General features: G+C 61.1%; 28 protein-coding genes and 1 pseudogene. 16 read left to right on the top strand and 13 right to left on the bottom strand.

Translation table 11 applies throughout. The annotated features are described in order from the left end of the window. Positions 1-6 precede the first annotated feature (6 nt). From ATK23_RS08010 to ATK23_RS07995, 4 genes and pseudogenes are all read right to left on the bottom strand, one after another. Positions 7-723, bottom strand: a pseudogene (locus ATK23_RS08010) (alpha/beta fold hydrolase); the annotation flags it as partial. Positions 724-920: 197 nt separating this feature from the next. Beyond that, the gene (locus ATK23_RS08005) at positions 921-1,688 is read right to left on the bottom strand and encodes an Rv2133c family protein (protein WP_066140598.1); all 768 of its coding nucleotides are present in this window, start codon (positions 1,686-1,688) and stop codon (positions 921-923) included. Continuing rightward, the gene (locus ATK23_RS08000; RefSeq protein WP_038990650.1) at positions 1,685-2,224 is read right to left on the bottom strand and encodes an Rv2134c family protein; all 540 of its coding nucleotides are present in this window, start codon (positions 2,222-2,224) and stop codon (positions 1,685-1,687) included. Before ATK23_RS08000 ends, ATK23_RS08005 begins: the two co-directional genes overlap by 4 nt. A gap of 10 nt (positions 2,225-2,234) precedes the next feature. Further along, entirely contained in the window at positions 2,235-2,918 is a 684-nt protein-coding gene (locus ATK23_RS07995; RefSeq protein WP_066140595.1) for an Rv2135c family putative phosphatase, read from the bottom strand. 360 nt (positions 2,919-3,278) lie between these two features. On the opposite strand from ATK23_RS07995, the gene ATK23_RS07990 reads away from it, so the two are divergent. Together ATK23_RS07990 and ATK23_RS07985 are read left to right on the top strand one after the other, a co-directional pair. After that, on the top strand, positions 3,279-4,193 hold the full coding sequence (locus ATK23_RS07990) for an RluA family pseudouridine synthase (protein ID WP_066141348.1): 915 nt from the start codon (positions 3,279-3,281) through the stop codon (positions 4,191-4,193). Positions 4,194-4,218: 25 nt separating this feature from the next. Beyond that, positions 4,219-5,061, top strand: coding sequence for an MBL fold metallo-hydrolase (locus tag ATK23_RS07985; RefSeq protein WP_066140593.1), 843 nt, complete (start codon positions 4,219-4,221; stop codon positions 5,059-5,061). Between the two features lie 41 nt (positions 5,062-5,102). On the opposite strand, the gene ATK23_RS07980 is transcribed toward ATK23_RS07985, so the two are convergent. The 4 genes from ATK23_RS07980 to ATK23_RS07970 all read right to left on the bottom strand — a co-directional run bounded on the left by ATK23_RS07980 (position 5,103) and on the right by ATK23_RS07970 (position 8,151). Then, on the bottom strand, positions 5,103-5,567 hold the full coding sequence (locus ATK23_RS07980) for a DUF8821 family protein (protein ID WP_066140591.1): 465 nt from the start codon (positions 5,565-5,567) through the stop codon (positions 5,103-5,105). 64 nt (positions 5,568-5,631) lie between these two features. Beyond that, positions 5,632-6,831 (bottom strand): acyl-CoA dehydrogenase family protein, encoded by a 1,200-nt coding sequence (locus tag ATK23_RS07975; protein ID WP_066140589.1) that lies wholly within the window; start codon positions 6,829-6,831, stop codon positions 5,632-5,634. Then, a complete protein-coding gene (locus ATK23_RS16325; protein ID WP_157066366.1) occupies positions 6,828-6,971 on the bottom strand; it encodes a hypothetical protein in 144 nt (47 codons plus the stop codon). The genes ATK23_RS07975 and ATK23_RS16325 overlap by 4 nt, the downstream gene beginning before the upstream one ends. Positions 6,972-7,002: 31 nt before the next feature. Continuing rightward, positions 7,003-8,151: an acetyl-CoA C-acetyltransferase gene (locus tag ATK23_RS07970; RefSeq protein ID WP_066140586.1), complete on the bottom strand. Its 1,149-nt coding sequence runs from the start codon at positions 8,149-8,151 to the stop codon at positions 7,003-7,005. Between the two features lie 339 nt (positions 8,152-8,490). Here ATK23_RS07970 and ATK23_RS07965 point away from each other — a divergent pair, with 339 nt between their 5' ends. The 4 genes from ATK23_RS07965 to ATK23_RS07950 are packed head-to-tail and all read left to right on the top strand — an operon-like array spanning position 8,491 to position 10,301. Continuing rightward, a complete protein-coding gene (locus tag ATK23_RS07965; RefSeq protein WP_066141345.1) occupies positions 8,491-9,243 on the top strand; it encodes a class I SAM-dependent methyltransferase in 753 nt (250 codons plus the stop codon). Beyond that, entirely contained in the window at positions 9,236-9,541 is a 306-nt protein-coding gene (locus ATK23_RS07960; RefSeq protein WP_066140583.1) for a hypothetical protein, read from the top strand. Before ATK23_RS07965 ends, ATK23_RS07960 begins: the two co-directional genes overlap by 8 nt. 3 nt (positions 9,542-9,544) lie before the next feature. Then, positions 9,545-9,769 carry a hypothetical protein gene (locus tag ATK23_RS07955; protein ID WP_066140580.1) on the top strand — a complete coding sequence of 75 codons (225 nt, stop codon included), beginning with the start codon at positions 9,545-9,547 and terminating at the stop codon, positions 9,767-9,769. A gap of 4 nt (positions 9,770-9,773) precedes the next feature. Next, positions 9,774-10,301, top strand: a complete 528-nt coding sequence (locus ATK23_RS07950; protein WP_066140577.1) for a 2'-5' RNA ligase family protein — start codon at positions 9,774-9,776, stop codon at positions 10,299-10,301. Here the strand turns inward: ATK23_RS07950 and ATK23_RS07945 are convergent. Together ATK23_RS07945 and ATK23_RS07940 are read right to left on the bottom strand one after the other, a co-directional pair. Next, complete coding sequence (locus ATK23_RS07945; RefSeq protein ID WP_245858338.1) at positions 10,298-11,032, bottom strand: CDP-alcohol phosphatidyltransferase family protein; 735 nt, start codon at positions 11,030-11,032, stop codon at positions 10,298-10,300. The two genes, ATK23_RS07950 and ATK23_RS07945, sit on opposite strands and share 4 nt — an antisense overlap. Positions 11,033-11,054: 22 nt before the next feature. Beyond that, entirely contained in the window at positions 11,055-11,348 is a 294-nt protein-coding gene (locus ATK23_RS07940) for a hypothetical protein (protein ID WP_066140574.1), read from the bottom strand. A gap of 183 nt (positions 11,349-11,531) precedes the next feature. Here ATK23_RS07940 and ATK23_RS07935 point away from each other — a divergent pair, with 183 nt between their 5' ends. The 6 genes from ATK23_RS07935 to ATK23_RS07910 all read left to right on the top strand — a co-directional run bounded on the left by ATK23_RS07935 (position 11,532) and on the right by ATK23_RS07910 (position 16,095). Then, positions 11,532-12,065 carry a GNAT family N-acetyltransferase gene (locus tag ATK23_RS07935; RefSeq protein WP_066140571.1) on the top strand — a complete coding sequence of 178 codons (534 nt, stop codon included), beginning with the start codon at positions 11,532-11,534 and terminating at the stop codon, positions 12,063-12,065. 70 nt (positions 12,066-12,135) lie between these two features. Then, positions 12,136-12,522 (top strand): VOC family protein, encoded by a 387-nt coding sequence (locus ATK23_RS07930; protein ID WP_066140568.1) that lies wholly within the window; start codon positions 12,136-12,138, stop codon positions 12,520-12,522. Positions 12,523-12,589: 67 nt separating this feature from the next. Then, the gene (locus ATK23_RS07925; protein WP_245858336.1) at positions 12,590-13,051 is read left to right on the top strand and encodes a GNAT family N-acetyltransferase; all 462 of its coding nucleotides are present in this window, start codon (positions 12,590-12,592) and stop codon (positions 13,049-13,051) included. 106 nt (positions 13,052-13,157) lie between these two features. Beyond that, positions 13,158-13,919, top strand: coding sequence for an isocitrate lyase/PEP mutase family protein (locus tag ATK23_RS07920; protein WP_066140563.1), 762 nt, complete (start codon positions 13,158-13,160; stop codon positions 13,917-13,919). A gap of 57 nt (positions 13,920-13,976) precedes the next feature. Beyond that, positions 13,977-15,056: a tellurite resistance/C4-dicarboxylate transporter family protein gene (locus ATK23_RS07915; RefSeq protein ID WP_066140560.1), complete on the top strand. Its 1,080-nt coding sequence runs from the start codon at positions 13,977-13,979 to the stop codon at positions 15,054-15,056. 334 nt (positions 15,057-15,390) lie between these two features. Next, the gene (locus tag ATK23_RS07910) at positions 15,391-16,095 is read left to right on the top strand and encodes a hypothetical protein (RefSeq protein WP_066140557.1); all 705 of its coding nucleotides are present in this window, start codon (positions 15,391-15,393) and stop codon (positions 16,093-16,095) included. On the opposite strand, the gene ATK23_RS07905 is transcribed toward ATK23_RS07910, so the two are convergent. From ATK23_RS07905 to ATK23_RS07895, 3 genes are all read right to left on the bottom strand, one after another. Further along, positions 16,092-16,586 carry a mycothiol transferase gene (locus ATK23_RS07905; protein ID WP_066140554.1) on the bottom strand — a complete coding sequence of 165 codons (495 nt, stop codon included), beginning with the start codon at positions 16,584-16,586 and terminating at the stop codon, positions 16,092-16,094. The genes ATK23_RS07910 and ATK23_RS07905 overlap by 4 nt on opposite strands. Next, positions 16,583-17,476 (bottom strand): GNAT family N-acetyltransferase, encoded by an 894-nt coding sequence (locus ATK23_RS07900; RefSeq protein WP_066140550.1) that lies wholly within the window; start codon positions 17,474-17,476, stop codon positions 16,583-16,585. The genes ATK23_RS07905 and ATK23_RS07900 overlap by 4 nt, the downstream gene beginning before the upstream one ends. A gap of 127 nt (positions 17,477-17,603) precedes the next feature. Further along, complete coding sequence (locus ATK23_RS07895; RefSeq protein ID WP_211286064.1) at positions 17,604-19,688, bottom strand: NAD(P)/FAD-dependent oxidoreductase; 2,085 nt, start codon at positions 19,686-19,688, stop codon at positions 17,604-17,606. A 302-nt stretch (positions 19,689-19,990) separates the two neighbouring features. Between ATK23_RS07895 and ATK23_RS16320 the strand changes: the two genes are divergently transcribed. The 4 genes from ATK23_RS16320 to ATK23_RS07875 are packed head-to-tail and all read left to right on the top strand — an operon-like array spanning position 19,991 to position 22,824. Next, positions 19,991-20,680 carry a VOC family protein gene (locus ATK23_RS16320; RefSeq protein WP_066140544.1) on the top strand — a complete coding sequence of 230 codons (690 nt, stop codon included), beginning with the start codon at positions 19,991-19,993 and terminating at the stop codon, positions 20,678-20,680. Between the two features lie 55 nt (positions 20,681-20,735). Beyond that, on the top strand, positions 20,736-21,455 hold the full coding sequence (locus tag ATK23_RS07885) for a lysoplasmalogenase (protein WP_157801645.1): 720 nt from the start codon (positions 20,736-20,738) through the stop codon (positions 21,453-21,455). A gap of 26 nt (positions 21,456-21,481) precedes the next feature. Continuing rightward, on the top strand, positions 21,482-22,240 hold the full coding sequence (locus ATK23_RS07880; RefSeq protein ID WP_157801644.1) for an alpha/beta fold hydrolase: 759 nt from the start codon (positions 21,482-21,484) through the stop codon (positions 22,238-22,240). Next, positions 22,237-22,824 (top strand): GNAT family N-acetyltransferase, encoded by a 588-nt coding sequence (locus ATK23_RS07875; protein ID WP_157066365.1) that lies wholly within the window; start codon positions 22,237-22,239, stop codon positions 22,822-22,824. The genes ATK23_RS07880 and ATK23_RS07875 overlap by 4 nt, the downstream gene beginning before the upstream one ends. Positions 22,825-22,827: the final 3 nt, after the last annotated feature.

Here is a 22,827-nt window from a genome sequence, read left to right as displayed (position 1 = left end):
GCTTGCCTACAGGTGCAGCATTGAATCAGCAACCTGGGAGAAGGCAGAAGTAGGTATGGCAGTCGAAGCGTTTTCAAGCACGAGCAAGGAAGCGTTCGCTATCTCCCTGGCCAGCGCTTCGCCATTGCCGACGGGGAAGAACGGATCCTTGGCTCCGTGTACGACCAGTGTGGGGATAGCTAACTCGGGGAGCCATTCGCGCCAACGTGGAGTGCAGTCCAGCTTGGAAAAGACAATCCCGATCTGGTTTGCCATCTGGACTTCTGGCTCTGCGCTCGCCGTACGGTCCCAGATGCGGGAGGCCAGATCCAGGGCGGCCTCCGGATCGTTGCCAAGGATTTGGGAGCCCTCGGCGGAGTGCTGGGCAACGGACTCGCGGTCTGCCCAATCTGGCATGGGGCGGGAGAACAGCTTGCCCATGGTTGCTTGGTCATGGTCTGGCAGATCCTTGTCCACCGGTCCTGGCGCTACCGGCCGTGTGCCAACCAATGTCAGGGCGCTAAACTTTTCAGGATAATCCAGCGCCGCCACCTGGGCGATCATCCCGCTGACCCCGATACCCGCCACATGTGCTGGACGGTTATCCAGCAGTTGAGCCAATGGCGCGGCATCAGCAGCAAGATCACGCAGGTTGTATCCGGGTTTCATCGGGTTCCCTGCGGTTGATTCTCCGTAATCCCGGAGGTCGTAGCGCACCACATGGCGCCCACCAGCGGCCAATGCCTCGCATAGGGCCTCGGGCTAGGCAAGCATGGTTGTGCCGCCAATGAGGAGAATCAATGGATCGTTTTCGTTTCCGAAGGATTCGACACCGAGGTCTACCTTGTTTGCCTTGACCGTTCCCATGCGCGACCTGTCCTTTGCTATCCGACTCCTAGAATGGCTTGCAGGCTGCCCTGCGGTCAACAGAAAACTGCGTGCTAGAAAAGCGGCCAGGGCACGGCAGGCATCTGCCCGCGATGCGCAGGGAATCGCCCTTCACTGAGCAGATCCGTGCAACGGTCGGCGAGCGCGGCGATTTCTTCACCGGTCAACAACGCGGCCAGTTCTTGCCCAAGATCCGCGTCCAGCGCATCGCTGACCCTCTGGACACCGGCCAGTTCGTCGTCGGTCAGCGGCTGGCCAACCCATCCCCAAAGCACGGTGCGCAGTTTGTGCTCTTCACTGAAGCAGAGGCCGTGGTCGACACCGTAGCGGTGGCCATCTGGCATGGCTAGCACGTGATCGCCTTTGCGGTCGGCATTGTTGACCAGCACATCGAAGACCGCCATGCGTCGCAGTGCAGGAGTATCTTCGTGAAGCAGAGCCATCTGATGCCCCGATTCGTCCTCTCCGTGCAGGACGGTCTTCCAGCCGTCTTCAGGCACCTTGTCCGCGGCTACGATGTCTACTGGGTGCTGTTCCCGATCAATGTCTTGCCATAGCTGCACCATGCCTTCGCCGAATCGCCCGTTGCGCAGCCACGTCTGGGGGACGAGGTTCCATCCCAGGGCTTCAGATACTCGAAAGGCGGCAACCTCGCGGTAGGCCAGTGATCCATGGGGAAAGTCCCAAAGGGGTTTCTCTCCAGCGACGGGCTTGTAGACAACGCTTTTTTCACCGATGCTGCCCAAGAACGTCGCGTTGGAAGCGGTGGTGATGCGGCCGGTCAGTTCCAGCTGCGCAGTCAGCAGATCGGGCGCATTCACTGTCCGTTCTCGTCCCTGCAGGTATGCCCATCCGGATCAATCGGATAACCGCAGTTGGCGCACATCGGCCTTCCAGCGGCCACGATCTCGTGGGTGCGCATCGCGAAAGCGCGTGCGGTGCCTACGGGCATGCGCACGCGCATGACTGCGCCCGGTCCATCCGGATCGAAGTTCTCGTCATCTTCGTCATTCAGGGAGAAAGCTTCCAGGACTACCTGCGCTACGGTTGCGTCCCATCCGAGATTCATGGATCCGACGCGGAATGATTCGTTCACTTCTTCCAGCGGATCGTTGTCGACCAGTTCCACCGGGGTATGTTCGGGAACGTTGAAGGGGTTGCCCTTGACGGTGGAAAGCTGATCCAGGATCTCGTCAATCATCTCTGCAACCACTGCGGCTTGCTGCTTTTCCAAGGCGATGCTGGAAAGCTCCGAGCCGGCTCTTGCCTGCAGGTAGAAGGTTCGGGACCCGGGCACGCCGATGGTGCCGATGACTACGCGATCCGGCCAGTTGAATTCGTTGACTGTTGCCGTCATTTCAGTCTCCTTAGTGTCCTGCTCCGCCGCCGACCGGGGCATCGGTTGTCTTGAGGCCAGGGGCTAGCCACGAGAGGTCTCCGGCGTCGGTGTTGATGGAGTACACGCGGGGCGCGCCGGACCCGTAGTGCACAAGCGATGCGGACCCCGGACCTACGCTAATGCGTTGGAACAGATCCAAATGCATGCCCAGCGCGTCAGCCAGTACCGACTTGATGATATCGCCATGGCTGAATGCCGCCCAGACTGCTTCAGCACCATGCTCGGCTTCGATCGCCGCGTCATGGCGCCTGATGGCTGCTACAGCCCGCGATTGCATTCCGGCCATGGATTCCCCGCCCGGGAAGGTCACCGCTGACGGCACGGACTGCACTGTTTTCCAAAGTTCCTCGGCAGCCAAGTCCTGCAGCTTGCGGCCCTGCCACAGGCCGTAGTCGCATTCCGAGAGTTCTGGCTCAATTAGCAATTGTGCGGCTTGGCTTTGCTGTTGCATGGCGAATTCCGCTGTCTGCACGCAGCGTTCCAGCGGGCTTGAGACGATGCCAGCCAGGGGGATTGCCGCTAGCCGCTCGGCGGTGCGGATCGCCTGTTCTTCCCCGGTATCGTCGAGGAACACGGAGGGCGTGCGTCCAGCCAGTACGCCGGTGGCATTGGCGGTGGTACGTCCGTGCCGTACAAGTATTACTGTGGCCATGAACCCAGCCTAGTCATGGAGAAGAAGCCAGGCGACTATTGGACCGGCAACTATTGTGCTATTTCAAATGGCCGCCAGGACCGGCTATTGCTCCGCGCCATGTTCATCACGGCCTGATAGCCCCTGGCGATTTTGTGAGTTCAGACCTCCTGCCTGTTGCTTCACTCGTAGAGGATCACGGCATCGGGGTACGATTAAGGTTGGCCAATTCGGGGCGGCAGCTCCCGGAAGTCCCTTGAAAATGACCCGCCGTGAACGGCGATGCCATGATCCACTCATGGATGTGGCCCCTAAATGGAGTGATAGTTCTTGCCTGGAGTCTTCCAGCATCCAGCGGCAGAAGTGCGGTCTGATTCCCAGATGCACACCATTGTCATCGACGGCGAGCATGCCGGCCGGCGTATCGAAAAGTTCCTGAGGACCCGGCTCAAAACGGTGCCGGCAGGGCAGCTTTTCCGGCTCATGCGCAAGGGTCAATTGCGCGTCAACGGCAAGAAAGTCCAAGAAGGGTATCGGCTGGCCGAAAATGACAAGATTACCTTGCCGGCGCTGCATGCAGCACCGGGCCGGGAGCCCGCCCCCGACGTCCCGGAGTACTTGGTCAAGCGGCTGCGCAACACCGTGGTGCACGAGGACCAGGATGTGCTGGTCATTGACAAGCCTGCCGGCATCGCCGTGCACGAGGGCACTGATAATCCTGCGGGCGTGATCGAAGTTTTCCGCCAGTTGCGCCCGGAACTGCCGGATCTGGAATTGACTCACCGTCTGGATCGCGACACTTCAGGGCTGCTGGTGCTGGCGAAGACCCCAAGCATGCTGCGCTACTTGCATGAGTTGCTCCGGGACCGGGAAGACGAAATTGAACGCCACTACCTGGCGCTCGTGGCAGGGCACTGGAAGCAGGACATCGAATCGATCCACGCGCCGTTGCTGCGCCGCGCCGACAAGGTCGTGGTTGACCCGCACGGGCAGCGAGCCGAGACCCGCGTCGTGGTCAGGCAACGCGTAGGACAGCGCGCCACCATCTTGGACGTGCAACTGATGACCGGACGCAAGCACCAGATCCGTGTCCACCTGCAAAGCCAAGGGCATCCGATTGCCTGTGATGACCGGTATGGATTTGCGAAGTTCAATCGCCGTGTTGAACACCTAGGAGGCCGCGGGCTGTTCCTGCATGCGACTAAGCTAGTGATTCCCAAGCCCGATGGCCAGGAACTGGTGGTCGAGGCACCCATGCCGCAGCGCTGGAAACAGTTGCTGAAGGCAGGACTCTAGCCAAGCAGAACCGGCAGGACGGCAGATGATGGTTGAACGACACTGGAACCAGATAGCCCCGGGAGTATTCCAGAGGCGTTATGATCCGTTGGACATCTCCGTTGGCGCGGTGCTCGGCGGACACGGCGTGACGATTATCGATACCCGCAATAACGAACGCGAGGCACGAGAAATCATCGACGAGGCCGCAGCGCAGTTTGGTCTTCCAATAGTTGCGGTGATCAACACACATGCCCACTACGACCACACCTTCGGCAATCAGCTCTTTGCCCAGCAGGGAATCCCGATTTACGGCCATCACCGGATCCCTGCGCATTTCGAGCAATTCGAGAAGCCCCGGCTTGAGTTGGTTCGGCGCTCGCCGGAACTCGAACCCGACATGGATTGGGACGGTGTGCAAGTGACACCGCCGAGCCACCTGCTGGAACAACCCTGCATGCTGAGTCTCGGCGGGCGGGACATGCGGGTAATCCCGTTGGGAGCAGGGCACACCGACACCGACCTGGCGATCCATATTCCTGATGCCAAGACTTGGTTCCTGGGCGATATCATCGAGCAGTCGGGCCCGCCGATGTTCGGGTCGGGCGCCCATCCAATGGGCTGGCCGGGAGTGCTCGAATTCCTGCTAAAGCACATCCAGCCCGGTGACGTGGTAGTTCCTGGCCACGGGGAACCTGTGGACAGGGAATTCGTGATCCAGCAACTGCACTGCTTCGAGCAGCTCGCAGCGACCCTGTGTGCGGCGCTTCAGAACGGCACAGCCATCAAGGACATCGTGTTCCCGGCTGAAGTGCGCGCGTTGTGGCCTGCTGATTTCCTGCTAGAGGCAGCCAAGGATGCCTACGCGCAGTTGCCGGGTGCCCAGTAGGATCCACGAAAGCGCGGGGCAGCAGTCCATTCTTCGAAAGGTCAGTATTCGTTCTTGATCACGAAGTAGGAGCCGCGGATGGTTCCTGCCAGCTTGGACTTCTGCCGAGCGAACTTGAACTTCTCTTGCAGCTCATCTGGCACTTCCATGCCGTCGGAGAGCTTGAAGCCGACGGCGCGCTTTTCACCGGGTTCCAAGCCGTAGAGGACATTTATGGACAGGCCTGACTCATAGAAGACGTAGGCGCGCCTTGCGCCGTCCGCCTCGAAGATGGTCGCCTGCAGCGGCGTGGATGCGATGTGCAGGTCGCGTTCTTCGGCAAGAATCTTGTTCACCCACGCAATGGTGTCCTGGGCGTCGGCCGCTTGCTCGACGGCAAAGTCGTGGTTGAACTTGTTCTTCAGATAACGCGCTTCGTTGGCGCGCAAGCCTGCGAGTGCATCGGCAACGGGCGAGGACTCAAGGCCCTGGGTGGAGACGTCCTTGAAATCGACTAGGTATGGCATGGGCAGTCCTTCGGTCGTTGGCCAAGCGGTAACGCAAGATTCATCATTATCGTACTCCGCGGTTCTAGCTGAAGGCGCTGAAGCCGGTCAGATCCCTGCCGAGAATCAATGCCTGGACCGACTCCGTTCCCTCGTAGGTGTGCAGCGCCTCGATGTCCCCGACATGGCGAATGACATGATTTTCCAGCAGGATTCCATTGCCGCCCAGCAGATCGCGCGCGGTGGATGCGATCCTGCGGGCAGCGCGGGTGTTATGGAACTTCAGCAATGATGCCTGAGTGTCCTTCAACTGGCCGGCGGCCTGGATGCCGGCGACGGCGGCACACTGCAACTGCATGTTGGTGATTTCGGCCAGCATCTGCGCCAAGCGTTCCTGGATCATCTGGTGTGCGGCGAGCGGTTTGCCGAACTGCGTGCGCTGCTTGGCATACTGCAGTGCAGCTTCAAAGAGGAACTGCGCATGGCCCAGAGCCGACCAGCCGACATTCACCCGGGTATCAACCAGCGCCCGCGAGACATCCTTGAACGATTCCGCCCCGGTGAGACGGGCGGACTCCGGGACGCGAACATCCGTCAGCCGGATCTCTGCCTGCTCGATGGCGCGCAGCACGCCCTTGCCGCGCACCGGGGCGGCCTCGTAGCCGGGGGTGCCCTGGTCGATAATGAACCCCTTGACCTGCGAATCGGCAACATCCCGCGCCCACACGATGGTGATGCCGCCGGCAGCTCCATTGCCGATCCATTTCTTGTGCCCATTGATGATCCAGTGCTTCCCGTCGCGCCGGGCGCTGGATTCCAGGCCCACAGCGTCCGAACCATGGTGAGGTTCGGTCAGCGCGAAGCCACCGAGCAACTTACCTGAAGCCACCGGTTCCAGGTATTGCTCCTGCTGTTCGGGGCTGCCGAAGAATTTTAGGCTGCGCAAGACCAGACCGCCCTGCACTGCAGCTGCCGCGGCCATCGAGCCATCGGCACGAGACAGCTCCATGGCTACGAGTCCTGCGGCCAGCGGGGAAAAGTGTGCGTGGCCGGGGATCCTCAGCCCGTCGGTGAACAGATCGAGCTCGCCCATGCGCCGGACCAGGTCCAGCGGGTAATGCCCGTTCTCCCAGTGCTCGTTGATGACCGGCAGGATCTCTTCGCCGTATTGCCGGGTGCGAGCCCAATGCCTGCGATCCTCGTCGGTGGCAGTCGCGAAAGCGGACAGGTAGTCGACATCCACCGCGGTGGCGAGCTCGTAGGGTGCCCACGGGTCGTGGTTCATTGGGCGCCGCCCGAAGCCGTGTTGCGTTCAGCGCGCGACTTGCGCTTGAGCAATTTGCCCGATTGGTTGCAGCGCATGAGCGCACCAATGGTGTTCGGGTCATCGGGTTTCATCGCCGTATGGGCGGGCAATGCGCTCATGGGTGGTGTCCTTCGTGGCCGGTGCCGGAAGCTAGAGGCGTTCGATGATCGTGACGTTGGCCTGGCCACCGCCTTCGCACATGGTCTGCAGGCCAAAGCGGGTATCGCTGCGTTCCAGCTCGTGCAGCAGGGAGGTCATCAGCCGTGCGCCGGTGGCGCCAATGGGATGGCCCAGGGCGATGGCGCCGCCGTTGACATTGACCTTGGACATGTCGGCGCCGGTTTCCTGCTGCCAGGCCAGGACCACCGCGGCGAAGGCTTCGTTGATCTCAATGCGGTCCATGTCCTCGATGCGCATGCCAGCGCGGGCCAGAGCATGCTGGGTGGCGCGGATCGGTGCTGAAAGCATCATGACCGGGTCATCGCCTCGGGCCGAGATGTGGTGGATGCGGGCGCGGGGCTTGAGCCCATAGCGCTTGACCGCGGACTCCGAGGCAATGAGCAGCATGGCGGCGCCATCAGACATCTGCGATGCGGTAGCCGCTGTATGCACTCCTCCGTCGATGATCGGGGCCAGTGATTGCATCTTGGCGCGGTCCACAGGGCGCGGGCCCTCGTCGGCGGCCAAGCCATCCAGGGCCAGGATCTCGCGGTCGAAGTATCCCTGCGCTTGGGCGTTCAACGCGCGCTCATGGGAACGCACGGCAAAGTCCTCCAACTGGGTGCGGTCCAGGCCCCAGCGCTCCGCCATCATTTCTGCACCGCGGAACTGGGAAATTTCCTGCTCGCCGTAGCGTGCAGCCCATCTCTTGGAGCCGGAGTAGGGGTCAGGGAAGCCGAAGTCCGTGGCGGCTGCATTGGAGTAGGAGAGCGGGATGCTGGACATGGATTGGACGCCGCCGGCAACGACGAGGTCACTGGTGCCGCTCATGACCGCCTGCGCCGCATAGGAGACTGCTTGCTGCCCGGATCCGCACTGGCGTTCCACCGTGGTCCCGGGAACGTGTTCCGATAGGCCGGCAGCCAGCCATGCGTTGCGGGCAATGTCCATGGCCTGGGGTCCCAGCTGGTCGATGCAGCCGAGGACGATCTCATCGTATTGCTCGGAGTCAATGTTGTTGCGGGTCACCAGCTTCGCCAGCGGTGCCGCAGCGAGATCCAGTGGATGGATCTGTGCCAGCGATTTCCCCCGGCGTCCAACCGGTGTACGCAGCGCATCAATGATGTAGGCCTCGGCCATGGGGCTCCTCCATTAGGGTTTTCGAGCAGACGGGGAACGTCTGTTGAACCAACAATGCCCAATTCACCATCAGTTGTCTAGGTCACAATTGATGTGGTTGGCTTGGGGATATGCAGTTTGTGCCGGAGCGACTACTGATTAGTAGGAGCGGCCGGGGGCAAAGTTCCATGCGAAGAATGATTGGGCGATTGGTGCGGACCGTAGGATGTCTGACGGGACAGTACATGCCGGCATCGAAGCAACCGGCAATGAGCCGGCTTCACCTAGGCAAGGCAAGAATTGTTGCGCACCCCGGCACTTCGACCGAAAACTCTGAGCACAGAAGAGGACCACGTGAGCATGGCCGACTATGATCCACGAATCACGGAACTCTACGACACGGATAATCCCGATGGACCGGATCATGATTATTACCGTGCACTCGCGACTGAAACCCAAGCCGAACGGATCCTGGATCTAGGCTGCGGCACTGGGCTCTTGACGGTAACGCTTGTCGGCGAGCGAAGAACTGTCGTAGGCGTTGACCCCTCACCGGTAATGCTTTCCTACGCCAGGCGTCGGCCCGAAGCTGGGAGAGTCACCTGGATCGACGGCGATTCTTCGGCTATCGACGGCGGGCTCTTCGACTTGATGGTGATGACTGGGAACGTCGCCCAGCACATCCCTGGCCAGCAGTGGGAACGAACCTTGAAACAACTGCGCGAAGCTGCGAGGCCCGGAGCGGTGCTGGCTTTTGAAAGCAGGAACCCGTCGACGCGTGCCTGGGAAAAGTGGGATGCAGAAGAAGCCGCCACTCGGCAGACGCCATTCGGCCCGCTGACCGAATGGTTCGATGCCGACGAAAGCAGCCCGGGAGTCGTCCGCCTATTGTCCTACACCAAGTTCGAGCAGTCGCAGGAAGTAGTGGTCGAAAAATTGGAGTTGGCCTTCCGCAGCGCCGAGCAGATCAGTAGAGATCTTTCCGCCGCAGGGTTCGAGGTTCGCGCTATCTGGGGCGACTGGACGCGAGAACCATTCAACGGCGAGCAGCCGCTGATGATCTTCGAAGCTGAAGCGGCCAAGGGAAAAACCGGGGAGACGGCTCATGGATAAGCGGTCTTCGCAGCTCCAGGTAACCAGGTTTTCCATCGAACAGGCAGCCTGCTTGCAGCGGTTGATGGAAAGCAACCCGGGGTACTCGCAACGTGTTACCGGCGCAGTTCCCGCAGCTGATGCCGCAATCGAGGCATTGACCGCCCTGCCGCCGACGGCGCGGGCCGAGCAGAAAATCGATCTTGGCCTTTGGCTGGATGCAGAACTCGTCGGATTCGCTGATCTGATTGTCGGCTGGCCGAGAACGGACACGGTCCACATCGGTTTGCTCATGATTGACGGCGCAAGGCAAGCATAGGGGTTGGGGAAGCAGATCCATGAAGAGGTACTCACGCTGGTGCAGGATTATCCGTCGATCACCACCTGCCGGATAACAATTGTCGATACGAACGCCGCCGAAGCGGAACCGTTCTGGACGAGCCTTGGCTACAGGCCTACCGGGGAGGCCAGCAACCATGCGGCAGCGGACCAGAAGTCATGCGCCCGTACATGGACGCGTCCGGTGACCAGCAGGAGAAAGGAATAGCTGGATGAGCAGATCCCCAGATAACATCCTGTTGCGCTTCTCGGCCGAGCAGGAGCAGCAAGTGCGGGAAATCTTTGCCCAGCTGGAAAAGCGAGGGTTTCCAGCACAACACCAGACTCCGCATATCACCATCACCTTTTCGCCCAGAATGAGCGATGCTGTAGCGCAGCGGGCCGCAGAACTGCTCCCAGATCTCATCCCCGCCTGCTTCCACCGGGTGGGCACGATTGTTTTCGGTACCAAGCGCAAGCAGACGGTTGCCTGGCTGCTGGAAACGACCGACGCCCTGGAAATGGCGGCCCGGGAAATCAGCGCCGTGAATCCCGACGGACGAGGACCCAGATGGACCCCGCATCTGACCATGGGCCTGCGCCTTCCACGCGAGATCGTTCCCGACTATATCCGTGCACTGGATGAGCTGGCGTCAGCGCAGCTCAGGGAACTGACTGCTTGCAGGGCAGCACTGTGGAAGCCCCGGCTGCAGGAATTGACGCTCTTGGCCGGTGACATGGGGCACAACGGCCGTGACTAGCTGGCCGAGGACCTCTGCGTTTTGGCCGAAGCACGCATAATGCGCAGATAGCCGAAGCCCACAAATAGATGCAGCACCGTGCCGGCTGCCAAAATGGCTACGCCCGGTGCGGCCAGCACCGTAAATTCGGGGATTCTGCCAAAGGCCACGCAGGCCAGGCCCAGCATCATGATGGCAGTGCGGATCTTTCCCAGCCATGTGGAAGCCGGCGGGGATTCAAGGCGCAAGAAGAAATAGGTGCACAGCAGAACCAGGTCAGTGACGAAAACGGCCAGGCCAACCCAGACCGGGATCGCTCCGCTAATTACCAGCGCGATAGCGATAGCCACGATGCCCAAGCGATCGGCAATGGGATCCAGCAGGATGCCAAGCTGCGAGACCTGGTTGAACTTGCGGGCGATAAACCCGTCAACCCAGTCACTGAGGCCGAAGGCAAGAAGCAGCACCGCAGTCAGCACCGGTTCGGTATCGGCCACCAGAAAGCCAACGATGGGAAGAACCAGGAGAAAACGAATGATCGTGATGGCGTTCGGAATCGTCGCCCATTCATGTTTGCGTACCGCGCGCGTTTCCACTGTTTTCCCCTTTCCCTTAGTTGAACGATGACGCACGGAGCCGCAATATACAAGGCTGCGAGCCAGCTGGCCCGGGAAAAAATATCCGTCCAGTTGGCCGAGGTAATTTGTTAAAGAACTGCGGGGGCCGTCCCGAAGGACGACCCCCGCAGTCAAAGTTAAAGGGCAGGGTGCGGCATTAACCCTGTTCGAGAAGCTGGAAGCTCACGCCGCCCTGCTCGTCTACTGCCGCATCGAGTACCCTGCTATCCAGTGCGTCGGCAATCGCCTCGTCCACATAGACAGGGCTGCCTTCGGTATCCACCACGCCATCGGTGCTTTCGGGCGCGGGGACAATCTGCAATCCGAAAGCTGCCTCTTCAGGGTGGGTGCTGTCTGCCTGCATGATGCGCAGGCCAGCGGTTTCTTCCTCGGCTTGGTTGGTGACGATCGCGGTCACGATCGATGCTGCTTGGTCGGTCAGTGCGAGCACGATGGCTCTCCTTCCGGTTGAGGACATGCCAAGTTCAGGGCATGTGCGTGCCACGATTCCAAAAATGGCAATGAAACTCAACACCGCTTAACAGCTGCGCAACATGCTTGGACTTGAACCCAGCACAGCGATAGGGTCCGCCCCAATGCATTGATAGGAATTGAACCGCGAAGGAGAAAACGAATGAGCAACAATCCGCCAGCCCACGGCGTGACTACCACGGAGCCTGAATTGCGCTTGACTGACTTCCGTGCTCAAGACCTGTCTGCGGTGCACAACTTCGCTGCTGACCCACTGGTGTGCCGGTACTCGACGTGGGGCCCTAACCAGCTGGCCGATACCCAAAAATTCCTTGCCGATGCACTAATCGAGCAACCGCACCGTCGCTTGCGAGCGATCATGCTTGGCGATGTGCTCATTGGTTCTGCGTCAGAGTGGGCAACCGACCGGAATGCGAAGGCCGGAGAGCTTGGCTACACGCTGAATCGGGAATACTGGGGCAACGGATACGCCACGGCTGCCGTGGGACACCTGCTCCGACTGGGGTTCGAAGATCTTGGTTTGGAACGAATCAGTGCAACGTGCGATGCCAGGAATGCAGCTTCCATCCCCGTCCTTGAAAAATCCGGTTTCAAGCTCGAAGAGCGCCGCACCGAAGACCCGGAAAACAACAAAGGACGGGTTGAAACCCTGATTTTCGGATTGCACCGAACCTAACTGTGGTCAAGCGCCTTGCAGGTATATTGGCAGTACTGCGATGAGCATGTCTAGAGACGAGGAAACCTGAATGAGACTCCATCACGTTCAGATATCAATGCCACGTGGTGAAGAATCTGAAGCTCGACGATTCTACGGTGAAGCGCTGGGACTTGCCGAAGTTCCCAAGCCTGCCTCCCTCGCCGGAAGGGGAGCATGCTGGTTTCGTGCTTTCAAAGCGGATGCCGTGGTGGCGGAAATCCATCTTGGCGTAGACGATTCATTCGTACCGGCCAAGAAAGCGCATCCGGGATTAGTTTGCGACTCGATCCACGAGCTGGAAACTCTCGCTGAACGCATCGGCTCCAGGGGCTATGAACTGTCTTGGGCTGAGCGTGAAACCTTTGAAGGATATCTGCGGTTCCACGCGCGTGACGGATTCGGGAATCGACTGGAAATCATGACTCCGGCAAGCTAGCACAATTACATTACGTTCGGGAGGCCTTGTGGAACCGATGACTTTCGCAGCGACCAGGGATCAAGCCGTGCCAGATGATGTCGCGCGATTGCTTGCCTCTGTTCCCGAGTGGTTTGGCCAACCTGAATCCAACGCGGAGTACATCCAAGCCGCGCGGAGCAAGGAAACCTGGACCGTGCGCAATGCCGCCGGCACGGTACTCGGTGTTCTCTTGGTCGACCGGCACTACGCCCACAGCATCGAGATCCATCTAATGGTGGTCGACCGCGAACTCCATGGAACTGGAATCGGGTCGGCCTTATGCTCAGCCATTGAAGCCGACGCGCTCGCCGGGGGAGTTCAGCTGCTGCACGTCAAGACCTTGGGGCCTTCGCACCCGGATGCAGGCTATGCGAAGACTCGTCGGTTCTATGAAAGCCAGGGATTCCTGCCGCTGGAGGAAACTGACCTCTGGGGACCCGAAACACCCTGCCTGATTATGGTGAAACCACTAGCCGGCAAGCAGCGAGGGAAGCGAAATAGCGCTTGAATTCGGGCCGAATGGGGGAAAGCTGGGAGTTCATCTTGCGGTTGTTTCGCTAGGGGGCCTGGAGCCGTAGACTGGGCGCAATCCGCCACGACGTTAGGAGATCTCCTTGTCTGATATTTCAGCTCTTGCCCAGAACCTCGCCCAGCAGCATGCTTCAGGGAAGCTGTTGGTGATGCCCACCGTGTGGGATACCTTCAGCGCCAAGGTGGCGGTCGAAGCCGGGTTCGAATCCCTGACCATCGGCAGCCATCCGGTCGCCGATTCCATAGGCAGCGCCGACGGCGAGCAGATGGACTTCGCAGACTACTTGGCTGTGGTGCAACGCATCACCAGCAGCGTTGACGTGCCGGTCAGCGCCGACGTCGAGTCCGGCTACGGACTGGACCCCAAAGAACTCTTCGAACGCGTCGCCGCAGCGGGTGCAGTTGGAGTGAATATCGAAGATGTCCTCCATCGGGAAGGAGGCCGTGTGCGCGAACGCCAGGAGCATGCGGACTACATCCACGGCGTCCGCCAAGCGGCGGATGCTGCTGGCATCGACTTCGTGATCAACGGACGCACCGATGCTGTGAAGCTGGCCGACAAGTTCGCCGACCCGCTGGGTGAGGCTATCGAGCGCATCAAGCTGATGGAGCAGGCCGGTGCGCGCAGCGTGTATCCGGTGGCGCTGGCCGATGCGGATCAGGTAAGGCAGGCCGTGCAATCGGTTGGAATCCCGGTGAATGTCACTGCCCACCCGGTCACGGCGCACGCCGCCGGAGACTTGGCGGCCTTGCGAGAGCTGGGAGTTCGCCGGGTGAGCTTCGGACCGCTGTGGCAAATGTGGCTGGCGGAGGTCTCCGGCAGGCAGCTCGGGGAGTGGCTCTGAGCTCTTGCCAGATCGTGTAATTGCACCTCGCTGAGGCAACAGTCGTACGCTGGAGGCATGGACGATCGGCAAACCCCGCATGAAACGGCACCCTCCAGACCTCGGGTTTTCCGTGAGATCCTGGAGAACCTGTCGCCAGGGTATTTCGCCCTGACGATGGGCACTGGCATTGTCTCCATTGGCCTTCACGAAGCCGGATGGGACCTTCTCTCCGGGATCCTGCTGGCGTTTGCCGTGCTGTCGTATGCAGTGCTGTGGGTGCTGTACATCTGGCGGGCAATTGCCTTCAGCGGAGCCATGAGGGCTGAACTTCGCCGACCGGAAATGGCCTTCGGGTACTTCACCGTCGTCGCCGGCACCGATGTTCTCGCGGTGCGATTGAGCGCCGAAGGATTCAGCGCGATCTCCATAGTGCTCGTGGCCCTGGCCGCCATTCTCTGGTTCATCTTCGGCTACGTGCTGCCGTGGCAGGTTTTCCTGAGCCGGGACGGAAAGCCGATCCTCTCCCGGGTCAACGGCACCTGGTTCATCTGGGCGGTGGCCAGCCAATCCTTGGCCATCGGCCTGAGCGTTATCCAGCCGCATGTTGCGAACGGGCAATCACTGATCGGCTTGCTTGCCGTGCTGACTTGGTCGGTGGGCGTCGCGCTCTATGCTGGCATCGCCGTGCTGGTGCTGCTGCGGATCGTGCACTTCGGGATGACTCCGAAAGAATTCGAACCACCGTATTGGGTGGCCATGGGAGCCATGGCCATAGCCGTTGTTGCGGGCAGCAAGATTGTCGGCATGGATTCCACTCCAATGGTTGATGCCACCCGTGCGCTGATTGCGGGGACAGTGGCGGCTTTCTGGAGCTACTGCCTCTGGCTGATTCCAATCCTGGTGGGAGCTGGCGTGTGGCGGCATGTGGTGCACCGCGTTCCGCTGGCGTATATGCCCACGCTATGGTCAATCGTCTTCCCTGTTGGAATGTTCGCAGTCGCCTCGATCAACCTTGGAAGGGTCGACTCGTTGCCGGTGGTGGAAAGCATCGGCCACGGGTCGCTGATCGCCGCGGTGCTGGTGTGGGCTGTGGTCTTCGTTGCGATGATCCGCCACTATGTGCTGCTCGCTTGGCGCAGCCGCACCCGCAGCTGATTACTGATTCCGTAGGCCTTGCCGATGCTCTGGGTGTCCTCAATGGTTGCAGCATGAACGCGGACAGATCGGCACGCGGTATGGTTCCGCACAACCGGCCGGGTTCGCCATGCCGTGTGCGACCGTTTCGCGGCCGCTGCTGGGGCAGCGGGGATCGAACCGAGCAGCTGCCCCGACAGGCCGAAAATCATTCTCCGCATTCCCCGTACCAGTCAAGCATTATTCATGGTCGGCGAGTTGATGAAATGCTAACTTAGGCAACAGGCGGCTATATCAACCCAAAGCACCGAGGCGTGTCTTGATGAATGATTTTCCTGCTCAACCTCCATCTGGCATGAAGCAACGTCGAAGAGCGTTCGCGTGGCAACCCGAATCCGATACGCTCATTGCCCTGGCCACCTTGCTGGCGTTTTCCCTGTGCTACTCCGCGGGAACCTCGATCAACAGCCTTTTCCTCTGGCTTGGCATACTGGTCTTCGGCACCGCCATCCCACTGTGGACGGTGCTGTGCCGGCGGCGTGAAACCTTGGCCGGGGTGGGGATCACGAGAAAATTCCTGCTGGCGTCCCTGGCTGTCTCTCTGGTACTGGGTGCCGGATCCGCCTACGAATTATTTGCCTTGGCCAGTGCCATGGGTGCCGATATTGCAAGACACCTGGTGGCGAACTTCGTGGTCTTGTGGGAACCATTCTTTGTCTTTGGCTGGCTGTACCTGCGGTGGGAACGTGCCTTCGGATGGTTGCCGGCGATCGTGCTGACCGGTCTTGGCTTCATGATCCAGCACCTCGGATCGGTGCCCGTGGAAGCGGCAGCCGGATTCGGTGTTTTCGCGATCATATTGGCGATTGCCTTTGCCCTGGTGCGCAACCTCGCCGTGCTGTGGCCGCTGTTCTATCCCGTAGCCAGCGGGATCGGGACCTTGCAGGCGGGGTTCGTGATGGGATGGGGCGATGCCGGCATTTCGGCCATCGTCCTGGTGCTCCAGCTGGCGATTTTCTGGTGGATCAACAAGAAGGCCAAGAGTCTGCCTGCGGCTTAGATCATCGTGCCGGCAGCGTAGGCTGCCTGCCCGACATGCACGGACGCATCGTCGATGATCGATACCAAGCGCACCGCACGCGTTACTGCTGGATTCCAGCTGCGATCGATGATTTCGTCCAGTTCTTCTTCGCCCAGCGTGGCGGCGTAGCCGCTGAGCGCGGACAGGCACGCGGCCAAGTAGTCCACGAGCAGCTGCTGGTCGCTCACGGTTATCTGGCGGGCCTGTTCGGCACTATGCCCGTAGCCCATCGAATCACCGAGCTCGCCCAGGTTGAAGCGTGCACGGAACTGCGCCCAGAGTTCGGGTTGGCCGCTCAGCGCCGAGAGCTGGGTATCGGCTTCGCGTCCGGCATGCCACAGCAGCCAGGCAATCGAGTTGGGATGGTTTCCCGGATGGGCATTGAGCTGTTCGGCGCTCAGCTGCGGCAGGGCCTGCGCCGCATCAATTGGGCGCTGGGCCAGGTCGGCCAGAATCTCGGAGGCGTTCATGATTCCACCGGTTCCTCGTCCCCGCGATGCCAGTCGCGGTCTTCGGTATCGGCAACGAACCCGGCGGCGAGATAAGTGGCAACGGCTGCGCGGTTCTCGCTGGGCGTGCACACCAAGGCACTGGACGCACCCATTGACCGCAGCTCTGCGGCGGCGGCCAGGCTGATCGCCGTGCCGAACCCCTGGCCGCGAAAAGCCGGGTGCACCGCAATGGGTTCCAGCAGTCCTGGCCGCCCGGAACCAGCGGACCAGACCCCTGCGACGGCCAGCGGGTTCATCTCCCCGTCGTAGGCGGTGAGGCATTGGCCCTGTTCATAGATCGGAGTGCTGGCCATGGTGTGCCAGCGCTGCAGCGCACGGGCCAGATCCTCCTGCGTGAAATCGCTGCCGCGAAAGGCGTTGAGGTGCACTTCCATCCACTGGCCGGCCAGGGAAGCATCAATCCGCCGGAAGGCCAGTTCAGGCAGCCGCACCGGAGCATCCAGGGCACGGCGCAGGGGAGTCCAGGCTTCACCGGGCATCCAGCCATGGGCCTGCAGGATCTTGCCCAGTGCCGTTGCGCCGCGGGCTTCGATGCTGGCACTTTCGGCCGGGAAGATCTGGTTTTCCGCAGAGCTGAGGTCGGCATGGATCTGCTCGGCCAGGGGCTGGATGTCGACAAAGTCGGGATGCAGTGCCATGCGAATCAGGTTCGGTCCATCGAGCAGGCCGATGGCATAGATGGATTCGCGGTCCGCCCAGGCCCGCAGGCCTTGTGCGGCGGCTTCCATGCCCCGCATGGCGTACCAGCCCACATCGCCTGGATGCAGTTGCACCGGCAGGCCGTCACGTTGCCAGCTGGCGAGCTCGTCAACGAGGTCGGCAACCTGCGCCGCGGCGGGAGTATGCATTCGAAGGCCCATTGGCCTATTCAAGCACCGGGCCTGCCCGGCGGACAAGGGTACGCAAAGGGCAGCGGGATGGCAGCTTCCCCAGGATGCTGCGCTCCCGCTGCCCATGCGTGCGAGTGCCTCCGGCCTACAGTTCGACGGTGGCTTCCCAGGCCGAGTGGATGGCGCCGTGGATGTAGTTCACGGCGCCGGCATCGCCGACCACGTCGACGCTGAAGCCTGCGCCGCGCAGCTCGTCGGCCACCGGTGCGGCGGCGGTGGTGCCGTCCGCGTAGACCACCATGTCGGCCGGGGCGCTCTGCGCCTCGCCGTTCACCGTGAACTCCACGGACTTTTCGGTGATGCGGTCCACCGTGGCGTTGCGGTGGATCTGCACGCCGTGGGCCAGGTTGTCCTTGACCGCGGTCCAGCGGCGCGGCATGGCCAGCGGCAGGCCCAGCTGCTGCTTCTCGTGCACCAAGGTGACCTTGCGGCCGCGTTCGGCGAGGAACTCGGCCAGCTCCAGGCCTACCAGCGAGCCGCCGATCACCACGACGTTCTTGCCCATCGGCAGCCAGTACTTGGTGAACTGGCGGACGAACTCCGGGGACTTGGTCAGCCCGGACAGGCGTCCCAGCTTGCCCATGGTGCTCAGCACCAGGCCGGCCTCGGCAGCGGTGGCGGTACCCAGCATCATGGCGCGCAGGGTGTCGCCGGTCTGCACGTTCGGCAAATCGCCGCCGGGCATGTCGGGCTTCGGGCGCACCGCACCGGTGGCAACGATGATGTGGTCCGGGTTCAGCGCGCGGATGGTCTCCACGGTGGCAGGGGTGTTCAGCTTGACCGCCACGCGCAGGCGCTTGAGCTCGGACTTCAGCCAGCGCAGCAGGCGCTCGTTGTCCGGGGTGGTCATGGTGGAGAACCACATGGTGCCGCCCAGGCGGTCGGCCTTGTCGATCAGGGTGACGCGGTGCCCGCGTTCGGCCAGCACGCGGGCCGACTCCATGCCCGAAGGTCCGGATCCGACAACCACGATGTGCTTCGAGGCGCTGGCAGGCTTCAGCGGCAGCAGCTTCTCATTGCCCAGCGCCGGGTTCACCGCGCAGAACGGGGTGTCGTCGAAGAAGTTCTCTCCCACGCACAGGAAGCAGTTGATGCATGGGCGGACCTGGTCGAACTTGCCCTCGCGCAGCTTGTTCGGCAGTTCCGGGTCGGCCAGCAGCTGGCGGCCCATGGCGGCGAAGTCGACCTTGTTCTCGGCAATGGCCTTCTCCGAGATCTCCGGAAGCATGCGGCCCACGGCGATGACCGGGATGGAGACGTGCTTCTTGATCTCGGCGGCGTTCTCCAGGTAGGCGCCGACCTTGTTCGGCAGCGGGCCGTCGGTGAAGTTGTCGAACGGGTTGCGGCCCCAGCCGGTGACATGGATGGCATCCGCGCCGGCGGCTTCGAACAGCTTGGAAGCTTCGATGGACTCCTGCAGGCTCAACGCGCCTTCCTGGCCGTATTCCTCGCCGGCCACGCGCACCAAAATCGCCAGCTTGTCGCCGACGCGTTCCTTGACCGCGGAAATGACTTGGCAGGCCAGGCGGGCGCGGTTCTCCAGCGATCCGCCGTACTCGTCGGTGCGCAGGTTATCACGCTGGTTCAGGAAGACGCCGAGGATGTAGCCGTGGGCCACATGGATTTCGATGGCGTCGGCCCCGCCCTTGGCCACGCGCTCGGCGGCGTCGGTCCAAGAGGTGATCAGCCAGTCGATGTCTTCCTTGGTCATCGCGTGGTAGGTGGTCTGCTTGCCCGCGGTGGCGGCGCCCATCTTGGCGAGCTCTTCCGGGGTGCAATCGGCCAGTGCGTCCATCGAGTAGCGGTAGTCCGGCTCATTCGGGGCGAGGACCGGGCGGTCATTGGCGGTGTCGACTCGGGCCACCTTGCCGTGGTGGGTCGACTGGATGCACAGTTTGGAGCCGGCAGCGTGGATGGCGTCGGCCAGTGCCTTGATGCCGGGGATGAACTTGTCGTCAGACAGTCCCGGTTCCTTCATCGACGCGGCGCCGTAGGGGAAGGCGATGGCGCAGGCACCGGTGATGATCAGGCCGGCGCCGCCAGCGGCGCGAGCGGCGTAGTGATCGATTTCCGACTGCTCAATCTCGCCGCCTTCGGACACATTCATGTCCATCGCCGGAAGCACGATGCGGTTCGAGGTGCCCATGGGCCCGATCCGGCCTTCTGACATTAGATGGGGAAATTCCTTGTTGCTCATGACAACATGGTACCGGTGGAAAACACTCCGATTTGCGTGAGGGTACAAGATTGACTGCGATAAAAGCAGGTAAAACTAACGACTAGCGTAAATATAATCAGTCCACCTGAGTAATCTAATCTTTGGTTCGATCTACTATCGACAGAGAATTTCTGAAAAGAATTCTATTTATATCGCCTAAGTCAACAATAATTAATTTCCATATGCGGAGATTAAATGGACGCCCCAATCCCATTGCAAAGTGATGGGCATCACTGCCACGGTAGGCTTGAAGCATGTACTGGGAAAATATCGTCTTCGATGCCGAGAACCCGCGGCGGCATGGGGAATTCTGGGAGGCTGCGCTCAAAAGCCAGATGCTCACCGATAACGAAGGCGGCTATGAAACACGCTTGCAGTTGCCTGGGGAGCGTTACCTGGATCTGTGTTTCCCCATCGTCCGGGATCCGGATCGTGCCCGGCAGCGCGCGCACCTGATCCTCGGCAGCGGCGCCCCTCCTGCCGAAGACCTTGGTGCGGAGCTGCTGGATGCTCTGGAAACCCGGCTCGACGCCGCAGGAAACGAGTATCTGCTCCGAGCCGAGGGCAAGCCGGCAAGTGGCTTGGTGCTCGAAGCCTTCCAACTTGCCTGCGCTGACCCGGCAGGTGATGCAGAATTCTGGAAGCAGCTGCTTGGCTGGGAAATCGTAGCGCGATCCCCGATGGTGCTGGCCGACCCAACCGGCGTGGGCCCGCGTCTGGTTCTCGTCCGCGAAGCGTCGCCCAAGACAGCGGCGAAGAATGCGATCCACCTTGATTTGCGTCTTGGGCAGGCGGAGAGCATGGATGACGCGCTTGCTGCGATCTGCGCATCGGGTGGAGCCGAGCTGGATGGGCCGTGGGAGGGATTGCCATGGCGGGTATTCCAGGACCGCTCAGGAAACGAATTCTGCGTCTTGGCGCCGTCGGCTTCCTCTGATGACTGATCCGGAGACGTCCGGGGTGGCCAGCCGGAAGCATCGATTCTACGCAAGGAAAAACGTGCAGCTGCATCTCGGTACAGAGCACTCCCACGCAATGGTCCCAGGACGGCCACGTCGTGGAATCGTGGTGCTGGCGCTGCTGCTGGCCACTTTGGCTCATTTGCTGGCCCAGCTGTTCTGGCCTTCCGGGTTGCTGGCCGATGCCACACAGATCCTGCTGATGCCGCTTTTGGCAGGAGCGGTTATCTCCTTCACCACTTCGCCGCGCGGCAGGCTGATCCGGCTGGTGCTGGCAGCGCTGTTCTTCTCCTGGGTCGGTGATGCCCTACCGCGGTTCATGGATGGAGACCCGGCATTCCTGGCCATGGTGGGCGCGTTCCTGGTCGCGCAGTTCTTCTACATTGGCGCTCTGGCAACATACTGGAAATCTTCGATACTGCGCCGATGGTGGATGCTGTTTCCCTATCTTGCGGCATTCGCAGTGCTGCTGGTCCTTTGCTCACCCGGTGCCGGAGCGCTGCTTGCCCCGGTGATCATTTACGGCTTGGCATTGATGGTGATGGCCATCCTCAGCACTGGGCTGGGACCCGTCGGGGGTTCCGGCGGCGCAATTTTCTTCCTTTCCGATTCCTTGATCGCACTGCGCTCATTTACGGACATTGGCATTCCCGGCATGGGATTCTGGATTAGGCTCACCTATGTGGCCGGGCAGGCCATGATCAGCTATGCCGCGAGCCAGCGCGATGCACAGGAGAAAAGCACGATGACATGCAGGTAAACCACCTCAGTAGAATCCCGTTGTTCATGGTGCATGGCAACGGCGTAGACCACCGGATTCTCAAGCCGCTAGAAGCAACGCTGGAGAAAATGCGGATTTTCGACTTGCACTACATCGACTTGCCTGGCTTCGGCACCTGCCCGCCGCTTGAAAATTCCGGTGGCCTGCCAGAACTGGCAAGCTGGTTGGAAGCGCTGATCCGGCAAACCGCGGGCGAGGGAAGATTTGCGCTGCTGGGCAATTCCCTTGGCGCCTTGCTCTGCCAAGAGATGGCCGACAGGTTTCTTGGCCAAGCTCAAGGGCTTTTCCTCCTGGCGCCAGTAGTCTTTCCTGATGCCGCTCGGCGTACCGTGCCAGAGCAGCAGGTGTCAGTAGCAGACCCTCTGCTTCTGGCTGAGCTTGATCCACACCATGCGCAATTATTCTCTGACGTAGCAGTGGTTCAATCACCAGAAGCATGGCGGAAGTTCGCGCAGTGGGTGCTGCCCGGGTTGGTCTGCGCGAACTTGCGAGCCATGGCTAAGCTGTCACGGCGGTACTTCCTGGACCCGCTGCCCGTCGAGCGTGGAAACCAGCTGGATATTCCGGTCACGATCGTGTGCGGGAAGCAGGACCATGTCACCGGATACCTGGATCCCGAGCAGCTCGTCCACCGGTATCCCCTGATGAAGCTCTGCGTGCTTGAACCAGCGGGCCATAACGTGCACCTTGAGCAGCCCGAACAGGTCTTGGCCGAATTGCGGGACTGGGCGCAACGTACCGGCGGCCTGCAGGAACGATCTTGATCCGGAAGGAAAGGTCCAATCCGATGACACGCAACGCTCGATTGGGACTTGAGGAAATGCCGGCATCCGGCTACATTTCGAAGCAGCAACTACGGTTTTGCCTGAGCAAGAAGGAACTTGGCATGGACGAAGCTCTCGTGCTGCGCGAGTTGGCGAGCATTGATGAAGTGCCTGACCTATTGGATATCTGGCGCAGTTCGGTGGAACGCCGGAGGGACTTCCTCTCAGCTGCAGACATTGATGCAGTGGCAACCGCCCTGGAAGCAATCTATAGCCAGTCGGTGACCGTCAGAATCGCCCAGCAAGGCCAGCGCATCATGGGCTTCGCAGCCTGGAGTGATACACGCATTGAGCTGCTCTGGGTGCGGCACAGCGATCGCCACAAGGGTGTGGGCCGTGTTCTGCTGGAAGCAATCGTCGCGCACACTCCCGGCATCAGCGTGCATCTGGATTGCCAGAGACAGCCTGCCATTTCATTCTTTGGCGACTGCGGATTCTTGGCAGTCGACGGAGGTCCAGAACTGGTGCCGCAACGGATCACGTTGCGCCACACAGAATCTTTGCCCCGAATCGTGGCACCATAGTTC

It is taken from the genome of Glutamicibacter nicotianae (genome assembly GCF_002797775.1).
Lineage (GTDB): Bacteria > Actinomycetota > Actinomycetes > Actinomycetales > Micrococcaceae > Glutamicibacter > Glutamicibacter nicotianae.
This window is presented reverse-complemented; position numbering and strand designations above follow the sequence as displayed.